The 16,137-nt window shown below is 66.3% G+C and carries 10 protein-coding genes and 1 pseudogene; 10 read left to right on the top strand and 1 reads right to left on the bottom strand.

Going from position 1 to position 16,137, the window contains the following annotated elements:
- Positions 1-137: 137 nt before the first annotated feature.
- The 7 genes and pseudogenes from RUU78_RS15010 (at position 138) to RUU78_RS14980 (ending at position 11,694) form a co-directional block, all read left to right on the top strand.
- Entirely contained in the window at positions 138-1,367 is a 1,230-nt protein-coding gene (locus RUU78_RS15010) for an ABC transporter permease (RefSeq protein WP_313917987.1), read from the top strand.
- 175 nt (positions 1,368-1,542) lie between these two features.
- Positions 1,543-2,883: a sigma-54 dependent transcriptional regulator gene (locus RUU78_RS15005; RefSeq protein ID WP_313917985.1), complete on the top strand. Its 1,341-nt coding sequence runs from the start codon at positions 1,543-1,545 to the stop codon at positions 2,881-2,883.
- A pseudogene (locus RUU78_RS15000) lies at positions 2,805-2,999 on the top strand (hypothetical protein); the annotation flags it as partial. The gene RUU78_RS15005 and the pseudogene RUU78_RS15000, both read left to right, overlap by 79 nt.
- A 314-nt stretch (positions 3,000-3,313) precedes the next feature.
- Complete coding sequence (locus RUU78_RS14995; RefSeq protein WP_313917983.1) at positions 3,314-4,618, top strand: ATP-binding protein; 1,305 nt, start codon at positions 3,314-3,316, stop codon at positions 4,616-4,618.
- A 179-nt stretch (positions 4,619-4,797) separates the two neighbouring features.
- Entirely contained in the window at positions 4,798-7,839 is a 3,042-nt protein-coding gene (locus RUU78_RS14990; RefSeq protein ID WP_313917981.1) for a protein kinase, read from the top strand.
- Positions 7,840-7,852: 13 nt separating this feature from the next.
- Positions 7,853-8,710: a hypothetical protein gene (locus RUU78_RS14985; RefSeq protein WP_313917979.1), complete on the top strand. Its 858-nt coding sequence runs from the start codon at positions 7,853-7,855 to the stop codon at positions 8,708-8,710.
- 146 nt (positions 8,711-8,856) lie between these two features.
- On the top strand, positions 8,857-11,694 hold the full coding sequence (locus RUU78_RS14980; RefSeq protein ID WP_313917977.1) for a hypothetical protein: 2,838 nt from the start codon (positions 8,857-8,859) through the stop codon (positions 11,692-11,694).
- A 145-nt stretch (positions 11,695-11,839) separates the two neighbouring features.
- Here RUU78_RS14980 and RUU78_RS14975 read toward each other — a convergent pair whose 3' ends face one another.
- Positions 11,840-13,135 (bottom strand): outer membrane protein transport protein, encoded by a 1,296-nt coding sequence (locus RUU78_RS14975; protein ID WP_313917975.1) that lies wholly within the window; start codon positions 13,133-13,135, stop codon positions 11,840-11,842.
- Between the two features lie 160 nt (positions 13,136-13,295).
- Between RUU78_RS14975 and RUU78_RS14970 the strand changes: the two genes are divergently transcribed.
- The 3 genes from RUU78_RS14970 to gcvT all read left to right on the top strand — a co-directional run bounded on the left by RUU78_RS14970 (position 13,296) and on the right by gcvT (position 16,090).
- Positions 13,296-14,252, top strand: a complete 957-nt coding sequence (locus RUU78_RS14970) for an SPFH domain-containing protein (RefSeq protein ID WP_313917973.1) — start codon at positions 13,296-13,298, stop codon at positions 14,250-14,252.
- A gap of 12 nt (positions 14,253-14,264) precedes the next feature.
- A complete protein-coding gene (locus tag RUU78_RS14965) occupies positions 14,265-14,696 on the top strand; it encodes an NfeD family protein (RefSeq protein WP_313917972.1) in 432 nt (143 codons plus the stop codon).
- A gap of 308 nt (positions 14,697-15,004) precedes the next feature.
- Entirely contained in the window at positions 15,005-16,090 is a 1,086-nt protein-coding gene (gcvT, locus tag RUU78_RS14960; protein WP_313917970.1) for a glycine cleavage system aminomethyltransferase GcvT, read from the top strand.
- Positions 16,091-16,137 lie beyond the last annotated feature (47 nt).

The following is a 16,137-nucleotide window of genomic DNA, read 5'->3' as shown; positions in this document are numbered from 1 at the left end:
CCCGATCTCTACAACGCCGCCGGACACTCGCTTTGCGAGCATCCGGCCGGTCCCTTGACTCAAGGGGCCTTTAGAAAACACAAAGCAAAAGCCGCTCCGACTTTCTCGGAACCTGCTAACGCTATACAGGTGGAATCATGGAAATCCGTCCTATCCTCTCGGCGCTGATGCGCAGCAAGGTGGCCCTGGTGCTGATCGGCCTGCAGATCGCGCTGACCCTGGCCATCGTCTGCAACGCGCTGTTCATCATCTCGCAGCGCCTGCAGCTCATGGGCCGCGACAGCGGCATCAACGAGGCTGACACCTTCACCATCGGCAGCCTCGGCTTCGGCGCCGACTTCAACGTCAAGACCAGCATCGACGAGGACATCGCCATGCTGCGCGGACTGCCAGGTGTCGCAGCCGCGTCGCCGACGAACACGGTGCCGATGTCCAACGGCGGCTGGTCTACCGGCATCAGCCTCAAGCCCGAGCAGAAGGTATCTACCGCGCCGTCGGCCATGTACTTCGTCGACGAGCACGGCCTCGACGCATTCGGCGCCAAGCTCGCCGAAGGGCGTTTCTTCACGGCCGACGAGATCACGTTCCGCGAGCGCGGCGACAACACCTGGCCGCCGGTCACGGTGATTACGCGCGCGCTGGCCAACAAGCTGTTCCCGGGCGAGTCGGCCGTCGGCAAGCAGATCTACTTCGACAACGAAGGCGCGCCGCAGACCGTCGTCGGCGTCGTCGAACGCATGCAGGCGCCGTGGATCGGCTTTGCCTCCGACGAGGGGCCTGACGCGGAGTTCTATTCCTCGTTCGTGCCGCAGCGCATCGCCTTCAGCAACTTTGGCCGCTATCTGATCCGCGCGGAGCCCGGCCGCCGCGACGAAGTCATGAAGGCCGCCGAAGCCAAGATGACCGAGACCAACCACAGCCGCATCGTGCGCGAGCCACGCTCGGTAGAGGGCATCCGCGCCGAGGGTTACCAGGAACACCGCGCGATGACCATCATCCTGATCGGCGTCATCGTGGCGCTGCTCGCGGTGACGGCGCTGGGCATCGTCGGCATGGCCAGCTTCTGGGTCACGCAACGCACCAAGCAGATCGGCACGCGACGCGCGCTGGGTGCGACGCGCGGATCGATCCTGCGCTACTTCATGACCGAGAATTTTCTGATCACCTCGCTGGGCCTGGCCCTGGGCATCGTGCTGACCTACGGACTCAACTACTGGCTCATGGCCAACTACGAGGCGCAGCGCCTGCCGCTGATCTATCTCGGTGGCGGCGTGATCGCGCTGCTGGTGCTGGGCCAGGCCGCAGTATTCGGCCCGGCCACGCGCGCTTCGCGCGTACCGCCGGCGGTCGCGACGCGCAGTGTTTGAAAGCAGCAAAGAGGGGAGAGGAGCGAGCGACGTGTGTCAGGGCCGGGCCGGCGCTGCGCACTCGCTGCTCACTTCTCTTCGCTCATTCCTCGCTTAAACTCACGCAACCAACGCGCGCCGGGCTGCATCCAAGCAGCCCATGCGCAGCCCGAAACCCCTATCCCATCGTGAGCCCATGCGCACCGTCCTGGTGATCGACGACAACCCGGCCGTGACCACGGCCCTGGAAGTCCTGCTGTCGCTCAATGAGATCCGCAGCGTCTCTGCGCTGTCGCCCGAGCAGGGGCTGGCCATGCTCGAGCAGGAGGCGATCGACCTCGTCATCGCCGACATGAATTTCCACCTGGACACGACCTCGGGCGAGGAAGGCATCGCGCTGTTCCGTGCGATCCGCGCGCGCCACCCGGACCTGCCGGTGATCCTGCTGACCGGTTGGACGCGGCTCGAAACCGCAGTCGAGCTGGTCAAGGCCGGCGCGGCGGACTATCTGGCCAAGCCCTGGGATGACCAGAAACTGCTCGCAACGGTCGAGAATCTGCTGGAGCTTGCCGAGTCCACGCGGGAAGTCACGCGCCTCAAGCGCGCGCGCAACAAGAGCCAGGACGCGTTGCGTGCGCGCTTCGACCTGCGCCATCTCGTGTTCGCCGATTCGGCGACCGAACGCGTCGTCGAACTGGCCTGCCAGGTCGCGCGCGCGGATCTGCCTGTGCTGATCACCGGTCCGAACGGCGCCGGCAAGGAGCGTATCGCCGAGATCGTGCACGCGAATTCCGCGGTGAAGAACGGACCGTTCATCGCCGTCAATTGCGGCGCGCTGCCGAACGACCTGATCGAAGCCGAGCTGTTCGGTGCCGACGCTGGCGCATACACCGGTGCGAACAAGGCGCGCGAGGGCCGCTTCGAGCTCGCCGACGGCGGCACGCTGTTCCTCGACGAGATCGGCAACCTGCCACTGTCGGGCCAGATCAAGCTGCTACGCGTGCTGGAGACGGGGCAGTTCGAACGCCTGGGCTCGGGCCGGACGCGAACGGTCAAGGTGCGCGTGCTCAGCGCGACGAACGCGGACCTGCCGGTGATGATCCGCGAAGGCCGCTTTCGGGAGGACCTGTTCTACCGGCTCAACGTGATCGAACTTGCCCTGCCGCCGCTGCGCGATCGCACCGATGACATTCTTCCGCTGGCGCACCATTTCCTCGGCGACGATGTAAGACTCGCCGACGACAGCCGCGCGGCGCTGCTCGCGCACACCTGGCCGGGCAACGTGCGCGAGCTCAAGAACGCGATCCAGCGCGCGCGCGTGCTCTGCCGCGACGGCGTGGTGCAGCCGGCGGACCTCGGCCTGGCGGCGTTCGTGCGTGCCCCCGTGCGCGGTGCCGACGAACCCGACCGCGCCGCGATCGAGGCGGCGCTGGCGCGCGCGCGCGGCGTGATCAGTCAGGCCGCGTCCGAGCTGGGCCTGTCGCGCCAGGCGCTGTACCGGCGTCTCGAAAAGCTCGGTATAAGTATTCCGGGCTGATCGGGCCGGTCCGATCTGACCGCCGCGCGCAAAACCGATGTGATGATGCGGCCTGCGCGTCGCGAAGGATTGCCGCGTTGCATGCCGCGCACGGTTCCGCACGGCCTACCTGCTGAGCCCGGGAACCTCTGAACAACGTAGGATGCGCCTTTGGTTCTGGAGCCCCCTTGAGTCAAGGGGGTGAAGAGTGATCGCTCAGAACCGCAGGTTCTGATCGCTCTGAACGCCCAGTGGGCCGGGACGAAGAGTGATCGCTCAGAACCGCAGGTTCTGATCGCTCTGAACGCCCGATGGGCCGGGCGCGAACGCTTGTAATGCAGGCGTTGGCAGGGTTGTGGAGATCTGGTGTAGGCCACAAGAGCGATACTCCAGAATCTTGTTCAGAACCTCCTGAGAGTTGACGATCATCCGACAGCGAGCAGGGAAGTCGATGCGGTTTCTTTCGCTGCAAGGCAAGCTCACGCTGGTGCTCGCGCTGGTCGGCGTCGCCGCTGCGGTCGTTGCGCTGGCGCTGCGGCACTGGCTCGGCGATCTGGCCCTGAGCCTGTTGCTGACCGGATTGCTGCTGTCCGTTGCCTTGCCCCTCCTCGCGCGCGGCCTGACCGCGCGCACGACGGCGCTGTTCCGCGCGTTGGCCGGCAGCGTCACGAGCTTCAAGGACGGTGATTTCAGCTTTTCGATCGCCACCGACCAGCGCGACGAACTGGCCGAACTGGTGCAGGCGCACAACGAACTCGGGCGGGTGCTGCGCGACGAGCGCCAGGGCCTGTTCCAGCGAGAGCTGCTGCTCGACACGGTAGTGCAGAACACGCCGACCGCGATCGTACTGAGCGAACCCAACGGCCACGTCGTCTACGCGAACATTGCCGCGCGCCAGCTGCTCAACGGCGGCCGGCCGCTGCAGGGACTTGCATTCGCCACGGTCGTCGCCGAGTCGCCGGCGGCGTTCGCCCACGCTGTCGACGATGGTGGCGATGCGCTGTTCACCGTCGCGCTGGAAGGCGAGGACGAAACCTTCCACTTTTCCCAGCGCAGCTTCAAGTTGCAGGGCCGTCTCCACCGCATGTACCTGATCAAGCGCATGACGCGCGAGCTGAGCCGCCAGGAAGTGGCGACCTGGAAAAAGGTCATTCGGGTCATCAGCCATGAATTGAACAACTCTCTCGCACCCATCTCGTCGCTGGCCCACTCCGGTCGCGTGCTGTCGGCCAAGGGCGACGTGCAGCGCCTCGGTGCCGTGTTCGACACGATCGAGGACCGTGCGCGCCATCTGCACGGCTTCATCCACGGCTACGCCGAATTTGCCAAGCTGCCACAGCCGCGCGTGGACGAGGTGTCCTGGCGCAGCCTGCTCGACGCGATCGCGCGCCAGTTTCCTGGCATCGCGGTCGGCGAGGCGCCGGTGCAGGCCGGCTGGTTCGATCGCGGGCAGATCGAGCAGGTGCTGATCAACCTCGTCAAGAACGCGCACGAAGCCGGCGGCGCAGTCGAGGACATCAGCCTGCGGGTCAGCGAGCGTCCGGGCGAGACCCGCATCGATGTCTGCGACCGCGGCACCGGCATGAACGACGCCGTCCTCGCCAACGCGCTGCTGCCGTTCTACTCGACCAAGCGTTCCGGCTCGGGCCTGGGCCTGGCGCTCGCGCGCGAGATTGCCGAAGCCCACGGCGGCCGCATCATCCTCGCCAATCGCGATGGCGGTGGTCTCTGTGTGACGCTCGTGCTGCCGCGCTGACGACAACCGCGCCGCCAGCTCGCCATACGTGCTTTTGCCGATGTCCGCAGTGACCACTGTTTTGCGTTGAGGCAAGGCGGGCATGGTCCGGTGGGGCTGCGAATGCATTGCCTGCCTCGGGATCCGCATCGAACCCAGCACCTGTTGCTATGATCCGGCCGACGGAGGAAGCCGTTCGCATGCCCCCAACGCCGGTGAAGATCCCTGGATATGAGTTCCTGCGCCAGCTTGGCACGGGCGGCATGTCTACGGTCTGGCTGGCGGTGCAGGAGTCGCTGCAGCGCAAGATCGCCATCAAGCTGATGAAGCGCGTGCACGATTCGTCGTCCGACGACGCGCGCCAGTTCGAAAAGCGCTTCCTGCTCGAAGGCCGCACGATGGCCAAGCTGCCGCACCGCAATATCGTCGCGGTGTATGACATCGTGTCCACCGAGGACGTCGCGTATATCGCGATGGAATTCCTCGAGGGCGGCACGCTGTCGGATCGCATGCAGGCGGGCCTGTCGTTGGCCGAAGCGGTCAGCGTCGTGGTGCAGATCGCCGGCGCCCTGGATTTCGCTCACAGCCAGGGCATCATCCATCGCGACCTCAAACCCGCCAACATCATGTTCCGCGATGCGGCGACGCCGGTCCTGACCGACTTCGGCATCGCGCGCCAGCAGGACCAGGCGGCGACGCGGCTGACCCAGACCGGCATGCTGGTAGGCACGCCGAACTACATGAGTCCCGAGCAGATCAGCGGCAGCGACATCGACGGCCGCTCGGATCTGTACAGCCTCGGCATCATGTTCTACGAGTTGCTCTCGGGCCGCACGCCGTTCAATGGCGACACGCCCATCGCGGTCATGATGGCGCACCTGACCCAGCCGGCGCCGCCGCTGGACGCGGAGTTCAGCCACTTCCAGGTCGTGCTGGACCGGATGCTCGCGAAGAATCGCGACGAGCGCTACGCGACCCTGCATGATTTCGTCGTCGCGCTGAAGCAGCGCGTGATCGCGAGCGACACGCTGCTCATGCGCCTGCAGCTGACGCCAGGCATGACCTCGTCAGAGCAACTGCGCCAGCTCGGTTTCACCGCGAGCGATCCGTCGGGCAGCGGCCTGCGCAACGCCGGCTCGCTGTCGGCATCGGCGCCGCTGCCGCGGCCGCAGGATGTCGCCGCCCGCAAGACCGGCGGCGCGTCGTCGCCGGCGCGTCCGCCGCCGCGCCGGCCTGCGGCGGCGACTGTGCCGCCGCCGTCACGGTCTGCCCCCAGCCGGCCGCTGCTGTGGCCGTGGCTGGCGGCAGCCGGCATTTTGCTGGTGGGGCTCATCGGTGTCGGCATCTGGCGCTGGCAGGCGGGTTCGGGTCTGTCGTCCGAAGAGCGTGCCCTGGTCGGCTACTGGGTCAAGGACGCCGAACGCATGGCGGCCGAGAGCAAGCTGGTTTCGCCGCCCGGCGACAACGCCTACGAAGTGCTGCAGAAAGTGCTGCAGAAAGATCCGGAGAACGAGGCCGCCCAGGCACTGCTCGACCGCATCGCGCAGGCCATGCGCGCGGAGGCCGAGGCGGCGCTGGCCAAGGGCGATTTCAACCTGGCTCGCGACAAGGCCGATCAGGCCCTGTTCGTGCGCAAGGAAGACGCGGACCTCGCCGCGCTCAAGCAGCGCATCGATGCGGCGGTCGCGGCGGACGAACGCAAGAAACAGCTGGAGCAACTGCTCGCCGGCGCCGTAGCCGCGGACAAGGTCGGCAAGCCCTTCGGTCCGGACGGCAGCTACGCGCTGCTGGTCAAGGCGCGCGAGCTGGCCCCGGACGATGCCGCCGTCCGGCAGCGCATGGACGCTTTCATTCTTGCCCAGCTCGCACCGGCGCGCGAAGCGCTCGCGGCCGGCAACAGCGAGCGGGCCAACCTGCTGCTGATCGGTCTGCGTCCCGAATTGGGCAAGGAGGCCGCCTTCACTGCGCTGTCCGCCGATGCGACGCAGGCGCAGCAGGCGGCAGGCCTCGAAAAGCAGGTCGTCGCGTTGTTGCAGCGCGGCGAAGGTGAGCTCAAGGCTGGGAGACTGGTCGAGCCGAGTGCGGGGAATGCCCTGGCCAGCCTGGGCCAGCTGCGCGAGATCGCGCCCGAGGATGCGCGCGTAAAAACCTTCGCTGGCCAGCTCGCGGCGGCGCTCGTGGCGGAAGCCCGACAGTCCGCGGCGAATGCGCCGCAGCGTGCGCTGGAGCGCGCCGAACTCGCGTTGCGCGCCGATCCCTCGCGCGCTGATGCGACCGCGCTCAAGACCGAGATCGAGCAACGCCTGGGCCAGCGTCTCGTGGATATCGGCCGCGCGCTGTCGCAGGCCAAGCAGGCGATCGCCGAGCAGCGTTATCTGAGTCCGGCCGGCAGCAGCGCGCGCGATGCGCTCGACAATGTGCTCAAGCTCGATCCGCAGAACACCGAGGCGCGCGAACTGCTGGCCGAGTTGCCCCGGCGCGTCGGTGAGGGCGTTGAAGCCAAGGCCGCGGCGAAGGAGACGGCGGCGGCGCTCGCGCTCGCGCGCAGCGGCACGGCGGCATTTCCGGCGGATGCGGCGCTCAAGACCTTGCTCGTGCGAGTCGAGGCGCAAGCCCAGGGCGAACAGCGCGAGGCCGACGCCAAGGCCTCGCGCGAGCGCATCGCCAACGCGATCGGTGCGACGCCCGTGCGCGCCGACGCGCTGGGCCAGGCCGCCGCCTCGCTCGCGTCGCTGCTCGCGGCCGATCCGCGTGATGCGGAAGCACTGGCCTTGCGCACGAGGCTGGTCGAAACGGTTGCCGCGGCGCAGCGCGCCACCACGAGCCTGATCGATTTCGATGCGCTGACCGGGTTCGTGCGCAGCAACGAGAAACTGCTCGCCGCCGAGCCGGCCGCCACCACGCTGCTGCGTGACGCGCCCGCACTGAGGCAAAAGCTGGAACAAGTGGAGGCTGAGCGCTTGGCCGCGCTGCAGGGCGAACTGGTGCTCAACGCGCAGCCCTGGGCACAGGTCGAATCCATCGTCGACGGCAATCGCAAGGCGATCGGACTGCCGGGCGAGGCAAGCACGCCGTTCGCACTCAAGCTGCCGGCCGGCAACTACGTGATCACGTTCCGTCATCCGCAGGCGAGCAAGCCGGTGACGGTCATCGCCAAAGTGGAGGCGCAGCGTCGCGCCGTGGCCAACGCGGCGTTCCCGACCATCTCGGCAGAGGACTATTTCTCACGTGCGGGCTGGTAAGGGGGGCGTCGCCATGCTCGTGACGCTGCTCGCAGCGTCGCCGGCCCTGTCCGACTACAAGGACAGCTACAGCCGTGGCCTCGAGGCCGCGAAGGATGGCGATTGGGCAACGGTGCGCCAGCGAATGCAGGAGGCGATCCAGGACAACCCGACCGCGGCCCCTCGCGTGCGCCTGTATGGCCAGCGCTGGGAGCCGTACGTACCGCAGTTCTACCTCGGTCTCGCCGCGTTCAAGCAGGGCGACTGCGCCACCGCGCTGGCGCAGTGGCGCTCATCTGCCAACAGTGGCGTCATCGCGGGCGTACCCAATCTCAAGGCCGAGCAGGATCGCAATGCCGCCGCCTGCGATACGCGCGTGGCGCAGCAACCGAAAACCGACCCACCCAAGACCGATCCCCGGCCTGACACAGGCACGACCACGCCGACGACGCCCGACGGCGGCCGCGAGACGCCCCGGCCGCCGCCGCCAAAAATCGAGCCGCCCAAGACCGAACCGCCCAAGACCGAACCGCCTAAGACCGAACCGCCCAAGACCGAGCCACCAAAGGCGCCGCCGAAGCCGGCGGAAACACCGCTTGCGCAACGTGTGCCGGCGACGTTGCTCGATGCGTTCCGCAACTATCTCGGCGGCCGCTACGCCGATGTCGCGCGTATAAATCCGGATTCGTTCTCCGATGCGCGATCTCGCGCCCAGGCCTACCTGATCCGCGCGGCCGCGCGCCAGATCCAGGCCGAGATCGACAATTCTGCCACCGGCCTCGATGCGGCGCGTGCTGACATCCGCGCGGTGCGCGCCGCCAATCCCAGCCTCGTGCCGGACCCGGCACTGTTCTCGCCGCGGTTCCGCAGCCTCTACAGCGCGACGCGCTGATCCCTGTCGTCTTTGCACCACGTAGTGCGTATTGGCTGATGTGTTCGCAGTCGGCGCGGTCTCGCGTTGCGTTGCGGTATGTCGTCGTCTGCGCTAGCGTGGTGCCAGCGCAGGGGGTCTGCGGGCAATCTGGCAAGGGAGGCACTATGCGCGCTTTGATTGTGTTGGCCTGGGTGGTTGTGGGCGGCCTGTTGTGCGGCACGGCGACCGCGGGCAATCCGCCGGCTTCTTTCACTGACCGGCTCGAAGGCGATGCGCCTGGAACGGTTGAGGTCGGTTCCCGAGCAAATCTCAGCTGGGCGGCTACGGCCCAGGTCTGCACCTATGCGGGCAGCACGTTTCCGTCTGGTGTTCGCTTCGAAGATTGGCCGACCGATCCTGGCGCCGGCACGACAGCGCCGGCCTGCAGCGGTTTTGCGAGCTGTGCTTCGCCACATGCGTATACTTTTTTCCTTGGCACCCCGGGCGCCTACCACTTTCAGGTGACGTGCCTGACCAGCGGCGGACCTGCAGTGACCTCCAGCATCGACGTGATCGTGGTCGAGGCGCCGAGCGCTGAGCGTGTGGCGCTGAGTCTGTCGGCGAGCACATCCGGACCTGTGCGGCCCGGCATACCGTTCAGCTACACCGCCGCGCTCAACAACAACGGCGGTTTCCGCCTGACCGCCCCGACCACCACGCTGACGCTGCCGCCGGAGCTGTCCTTCGTCAGCAGCAGCTGCGCCAGTGCCAGCGGCAGCGCGGTGACGTGGTCTTTGCCCAACGGATTGGGCGCAGGCGAGAGCGCCACGTGCCAGATTTCGGTGCGACTCGGTGCGATTCCCTCCGGCGAATCGGTGCTCACGACGGCGCGTACGACGTTCTCGATCCTGTCGTCGAGTTTCGTGCTGACGACGAGCGAACTGATCGGCACTGCGCGGCGTTCGCGTCCGCTCAGCGTGACCCGCAGCGGTGCGCCGACGACGCTGGACTCAGTCACGCCGGTGATCAGTGGCGACGGTTCGCTCGTGCTGTTTTCCACGCGTCAGCGCGGCCTTGCCGACGACGATGGCAACACGTCCGGCACCGACGTTGTGCTGAAGGACCGCCGCGATGGATCCGCGCGGGTCGTCAGTGTCGGTAGCGCCGGCGCACTGCGCGGCATCAGCTCTTCGCCGACGATTTCTGCGAACGGCCGCGCCTTCGCCTTCATCTACGAGCCCGTCGCCAGCCGAGCTGGCGAATTGCCGAAGGCCGGAGAAACCGGCCAGCTCTGCAGTGCGCCGCCGAACGGCCTGTTCCGGCCGATCTGCACGACGACCGCGCCGAACGGACAGGCACTGTCCGGCCCGGCCGAAGGACCGACCATGTCTGCCGATGGTTCGCTCATGGCGTTCTGCTCGTCGGCCTCGAACTGGGTCAGCGGTGACACCAACGGCGCGAAGGACGTGTTCGTCATGAACATGAGCACGCGTGCGGTCACAATGGTGTCGGCCACTTTCGCCGGCGTGCCGGGTAACGGCCCGAGCTGCGATGCGGCGATCGCGGGCAATGGCAAGTCCGTCGTGTTCCGCACGCGTGCGGCCAACCTCGGCGGCACCGCGACCTGGCAGCTCGTGCGCAAGAGCCTCACGACCGGTCAGCTCCAACGCCTTAGCCAGGGGGCGGACGGCAGCGCGGCCAACGCTGACGCGGGTAAGCCTTCCGTTTCTTTCACCGGGCAGCGCGTCACGTTCGCGTCGCGCGCGACCAACCTCGTCGCTGGACTCACGAGCGGCGCGAGCAATGTATACATCTATTACACGCCGGGCGGTGCGGCGATTGGTCTGGATGCGGGACAGCCCAAGGACATCGGCAACGGTCTGTTCGGCGTGCGCAATCGCGGCGGCGGCGAGCCCAACGGCGACGCGGACGATCCCGCCATTTCCTGCAATGGCAGCGTTGTCGCGTTCGGCTCCACCGCGAGCGACCTTATGTCCGGCGACATCGGTGGCAACAAGGACGTCTTCCTCGTCGACGCGCAGAGTGGTGAGACGCGGCGTGCGCTGGCCACCGGCGGCGGCGGCGATGCGAACGGTCCGTCGACGAGTCCCGCGATCAACTGCGAAGGCACGTCGCTGGTGTTCCAGTCCGCTGCGACCAACATCGACCCGAACGACCCGAACGCCAACAGTGACATCTACGTACAGGACGATCCGCGCAACGTTGCCAACGGCACGCCGACTTCACTCGACGCATCTTTCAGCGGCAACTGGTTCAATCCGGGACAGAGCGGCCACGGCTTCCTGGTCGAGGCGTTGCCGGACGGCCGCTACTACCTGACCTGGTATCTGTACGTTAATGGCCAGCCGCTGTTCTTGCAGGGCGTCGGCGGGGCCAGCGGCAATGTGCTCGACATTCCGGTGTTCAGTACGCGCTCGACCGCGTTTCCGGTCGGTCCGGGTGGCGGCACCAACAGCAACTGGGGCCGGCTGCGCATGACGTTCTCCGGCAATGACACGGCGTCCGTGCAGTGGCTGCCGACGGCGTTCGGCTTCTCCGCCGGCAGCATGACGCTGCGTCGTCTGACCGCGCCCGCGCTGGTGCAGTCCGACGTGACCTCGCAGACCATAAAGGCCTGCTATAGCGGCGTCTGGTTCGAACCGACACGTTCGGGCTACGGCTTCAATCTCGAGGTCATCGAGCAGGGCAACAGCCGTGCTGTCGTGACGTACTGGTATACCTATCGTCCCGATGGCAGCCCGCTGTGGCTCAGTGGCGTCGGCAGTGCTGCCGACGGTGTAGTGCGCGTGGATCTGTATGAAGGCGGCGGTAGCGGCGCGCAATTCCCGTTCAACTTCGTCGCCGATGCAGTCACGCAGACGCGCTGGGGCAGCGCAACGCTGCGCTTCACCTCGAACAACACGCTCGACGTCAGCTACGCGCCGGCCCTCAGCGGGTATGCCGCCGGCAGTGCCTCGCTCGTGCGGCTGACCGAGCTCGCCGGACGGGCCTGCGTGAACTGACGCTCCATCGGGAAAGGGGGCGCGCCCCTTTCCCGAGCGTTCCCGACACGGCCTGCCCGGTGGCAGTCGTTTCGCTCGATCGGTAGGGCAGAAACAATAACGGCGCCCTGGGGCGCCGTTATTGTTTCCACGCAGGTCGTCTCGATCAGAAGCGGTATACGCCCGACATCGAGTAGGTATCGAGGCCGTCTGACATGTCGGCGCCGAAATCGAGCTGGAAGCTCTTGAACGCCCAGCCGCCGCCGAAGGTGAAATGATTCTCCGAGCCACGGCCGCCGGCGAACAGCGTCGCGAGCACCGCGTCCGGGGCGTCGGAAACCGCACCGCGGAAACCTACCGAATGACGCGGGTCGTGCCACATGCCGGCGCGCAGGCTGAACGGGGCCGACATGTTTGCAAAAGTATATTCTGCGCCAAGGTGAACTTCGGTGCCGTCTTCCAGTTTCAGCTGGTTGGCGGCGTCCTGGATGTCGAACAGCGTATTGACGTCGTCGGTCAGCTGCGAATACAGCACGCGGTCCACATCGAAGTTGACGACAAACGCATCGGTCGGACGCCACGAAAGGCCGACGCCGAAGATATCCGGAATGTCGAAGCGGACCTTGTCGAACGAAGCGATCACCTGCGGCGACGGCAGCGGATTGCCGTCGACGTCGCTGTACAGCACGTTGACAGCGCGATAGTCGAAACGCGGCGCCTTGCGATAGGTGGCACCGAGGCTCAGTGAATCGCTGAGCTTGAAGCGCGCGCCGAGATTGAAGCCGTAGGCATTGTCGTCACCATTCTGAAACTGGCGCGAGGCAATGCTGAGGTCGCCCTGGTCCACGTCGTCGATGCGCACGGTCGCAGTATCGAAACGGAAGTCGTAACGCGACAGTCCGAAGCCGAGCGACACGCGATCACTGGCCTTGAACGCCGCAGCCGCACCGAAGCTGACGATTTTCAGGTCGGCGATCGAGCGGAATGGGAACAGGCGGAATTCGTCGACGATCGCGCCGTTGAGCGAGCTGAAGTCGGTCTCGAAGCGGGCCAGTTCGTGGCGGTAGAACGCGAACGCCCAGCGGTCGTGCGGAATGACGACGGACAGGTACGACAGATTGGTGTTGGAGCTGTCAGCCTCGTTGATGTTGAGGCCGTTTGCGTTGAACCCGGCGATCGGAGCTTCGCCGCCGTCGATGAAAGGCGTGCTGTACGACGTGTGCCGCGCCTCCAGCGAGATCTCGGTCTGGACCAGCTGGGTCAGGCCGGCGGGATTCGTATAGGCGGCGGTTGCGTCATCGGCGAGGCCGAGGAAGGCACCGGCCATGCCGAGACTGCGGGCGCCGGGGCTGGAAAAGCTGAACGGGATGCTGGCGTTCGTCTCCGAGTCGGTGATTGCGAACGCGCTGCCCGCGCAGCCCAGCAGAGCGGCACTCACGGCCATGCAAAGAACACGCTTCATGGTTGTCATCTCCCCAAAAGGAATAGAGCGCAGCGGTCGCCCCCGGCGACGGCATACGCGGCGGATGTTAACACCGAGTTATGTCCACTGTGAGCCGGCGAACGCGGCGTCCTGGCCTATACTTCTTCAGCCATAACGCAGAAACAGGGGAAAAGACGTCATGGGTAGTGGATCGGTTGCGGTGGTCCTGCTGGTCGTTGCGGTCATCTTCCTGTTCAAGACCATGCGTACGGTGCCGCAAGGTTTCGAGTGGACCGTCGAGCAGTTCGGCCGCTATACGCGCACCTTGTCGCCGGGTTTCCACATCTTGATTCCTGTCGTGCAGGCCATCGGCCGCAAGATAAACATGATGGAACAGGTGCTGGAGATCCCGTCCCAGGACGTGATCACCAAGGACAACGCGGTCGTGCGTGTCGACGGCGTGGTGTTCTTCCAGGTACTCGATGCCTCGAAGGCCGCCTACGAGGTATCCAATCTCGAGCAGGCCACGATCGCGCTTGTCATGACCAACATCCGTACCGCGATCGGTTCGATGGACCTGGACGAATCGCTGTCCAAGCGCGACGAGATCAACGCCAAGCTGCTGCGCGTCGTCGACGACGCCACGCATCCCTGGGGCATCAAGGTCAACCGCATCGAGCTGAAGGACATCCAGCCGCCGCGCGACCTCGTCGAATCGATGGCGCGGCAGATGAAGGCCGAGCGCGACAAGCGTGCCTCTGTGCTCGAAGCCGAGGGCGCGCGCCAGTCCGAAGTGCTGCGTGCCGAGGGCGAGAAGCAGGCGGCGATACTTCAGGCCGAGGGCCGCCGCGAAGCGGCCTATCGCGAAGCTGAAGGCCGCGAGCGCCTGGCCGAAGCCGAGGCCAAGGCGACCATCATGGTGTCCGAGGCGATTGCCAAGGGCGACATCAACGCGCTGAACTATTTCGTCGCGAGCAAATACGTCGAAGCGTTCAAGGCGGTCGCAACGGCGCCGAACCAGAAGATCCTGATGATGCCGATAGAAGCGACCGGCATTCTCAGTTCACTGGCGGGCATCGCCGAGCTCGCCCGGTCGGCCGGTACCACCGGTGCTGCGGTCGACGGTAAGCGGCCGCCGGCCAAACCGCAGGACTGAACTGGAGTGCGCATGAATTTCGTCCATGTGTGGTGGATCGCCGCGCTGCTGCTGATCACGGCCGAGATCGTGCTGCCGGGATTTTTCTTGCTGTGGATAGGCCTTGCCGCGGCCGGTGTCGGCAGTCTGCTGCTGCTTTTCCCCGGCATGAATCTGCTGACCCAGGTCGTGATCTTCGTCGTGCTCGCGTTCACCGCCTGTATCGGCTACTGGCGCCTCGCGCGCGGTTCGCTGCGTCCCGATCCCCGGTCCACGCTGAATCGCCGAGCCGAGCAGCTCATCGGCCAACGCTACGTGCTGGACACTGCGATCGAAAACGGTCGTGGCAAGGCACGCGTGGGCGATTCGCTGTGGCTGGTCGCGGGGCCGGATCTCCCCGCCGGCGCGCGTGTGGCTGTGGTCAGTGTCGACGGCTCGACCTTGAACGTGCAAGCGGCGGAATAGTACGGCCGATGCCTGCAGCGCGAGTTCGGCCGGAACAAGCCGATGCAGTCGCGGGAGCGAACGCCACACGTTGAGTAACGTGTGCCCGCCGAAGACATAGGTAAGGTGTGCCTGCCGGGCCCTCAGGCCGCCGCAAAAGTACGGCATGGTCATGCGGCCGGCGCCAGCGAATGCGGCGACCGTGGTTGGCGTATGGCCGACGGTGGCTTCGCGCGCTGGTGCAATCGCCGCGCGACCGCATGCGTAATGCGCTTGGATTGGCGCAGCCCCGTCGCGATAATGCGCGCCTCCCCCGGCTGGACCCTTCCATGAGCAAGCAGACCGTACTCAACGCCACCCACCGCGCGCTCGGTGCCAAGATGGTCGACTTCGGCGGTTGGGACATGCCCATCAGCTACGGTTCGCAGATCGAAGAGCACCACGCCGTACGCCGCGACGCCGGCATGTTTGACGTGTCGCACATGACGGTGGTCGACCTGCAGGGCGCCCGCGTGCGCGAGTTCTTGCGCAACCTCGTCGCCAACAGCGTCGACAAGCTCAAGGTGCCGGGTAAGGCGCTGTACACCTGCATGCTCAATGCCGACGGCGGCGTCATCGACGACCTCATCATCTACTTCCAGGGCGAGGAGTGGTTCCGTCTCGTCGTCAACGCGGCGACGCGCGACAAGGATCTGGCCTGGATCGAACAGCAGGCGAAGGCGTTCGATGTGCGTGTGACCGAGCGTCCCGAGCTCGCGATGATCGCGGTGCAAGGACCGAATGCGCGCGCCAAGGTGCAGGGCCTGCTGTCGCCGGAGACGGCGGCCAAGGCCGCGAAGATCGGCAAGTTCGTCGCGTGCGAAGGCGATGGCCTGTTCATCGCACGCACCGGCTACACCGGCGAGGACGGCTACGAGATCATCGTGCCGCAGGAACAGGCGGTCGAACTGTGGCACCGGCTGCACGCGGCGGGCGTCGCACCGGCCGGCCTCGGCGCGCGTGACACGCTGCGCCTGGAAGCCGGCATGAATCTCTATGGCCAGGACATGGACGATACCGTCAGTCCCTACGAAGCTGCGCTGGCCTGGACTGTCGCGCTCGACGACGGTCGTGACTTCACCGGCCGCGCTGTACTGGAAAAACAGAAGGCCGACGGCGCGCCGCGCGCGATGGTTGGCTTGGTCATGGACGACAAGGGCGTACTGCGCCATGGCCAGCGCGTAGTGACGGCTAACGGCGACGGCGAAATCCTTTCCGGCACCTTCTCGCCCACGCTCGGCAAAGCAATCGCGTTCGCGCGCATTCCGGCTGGTGAGCCCGGTGCGGTACAGGTCGATATCCGCGGCAAGCTGGTGCCCGTGCGCGTGGTCAAGTTTCCGTTCGTGCGCGATGGCAAGGCCTGCGAAGGCGTCTGAGCTCGGTTCGAATTTCCACTGATTGCTTCCCGCCGTCGGCGTGTAGA

Source organism: Tahibacter sp. (genome assembly GCF_032229445.1).
Lineage (GTDB): Bacteria > Pseudomonadota > Gammaproteobacteria > Xanthomonadales > Rhodanobacteraceae > Tahibacter.
This window is presented reverse-complemented; position numbering and strand designations above follow the sequence as displayed.

Bases quoted from the DNA above. Each gene is read 5' to 3' on its own strand.
- RUU78_RS15005 (WP_313917985.1), top strand. From the start codon at position 1,543: ATGCGCACCGTCCTGGTGATCGACGACAACCCGGCCGTGACCACGGCC.
- RUU78_RS14995 (WP_313917983.1), top strand. From the start codon at position 3,314: ATGCGGTTTCTTTCGCTGCAAGGCAAGCTCACGCTGGTGCTCGCGCTG.
- RUU78_RS14970 (WP_313917973.1), top strand. From the start codon at position 13,296: ATGGGTAGTGGATCGGTTGCGGTGGTCCTGCTGGTCGTTGCGGTCATC.
- RUU78_RS14965 (WP_313917972.1), top strand. From the start codon at position 14,265: ATGAATTTCGTCCATGTGTGGTGGATCGCCGCGCTGCTGCTGATCACG.
- RUU78_RS15010 (WP_313917987.1), top strand. From the start codon at position 138: ATGGAAATCCGTCCTATCCTCTCGGCGCTGATGCGCAGCAAGGTGGCC.
- gcvT (WP_313917970.1), top strand. From the start codon at position 15,005: ATGAGCAAGCAGACCGTACTCAACGCCACCCACCGCGCGCTCGGTGCC.
- RUU78_RS14985 (WP_313917979.1), top strand. From the start codon at position 7,853: ATGCTCGTGACGCTGCTCGCAGCGTCGCCGGCCCTGTCCGACTACAAG.
- RUU78_RS14990 (WP_313917981.1), top strand. From the start codon at position 4,798: ATGCCCCCAACGCCGGTGAAGATCCCTGGATATGAGTTCCTGCGCCAG.
- RUU78_RS14980 (WP_313917977.1), top strand. From the start codon at position 8,857: ATGCGCGCTTTGATTGTGTTGGCCTGGGTGGTTGTGGGCGGCCTGTTG.
- RUU78_RS14975 (WP_313917975.1), bottom strand. From the start codon at position 13,135: ATGAAGCGTGTTCTTTGCATGGCCGTGAGTGCCGCTCTGCTGGGCTGC.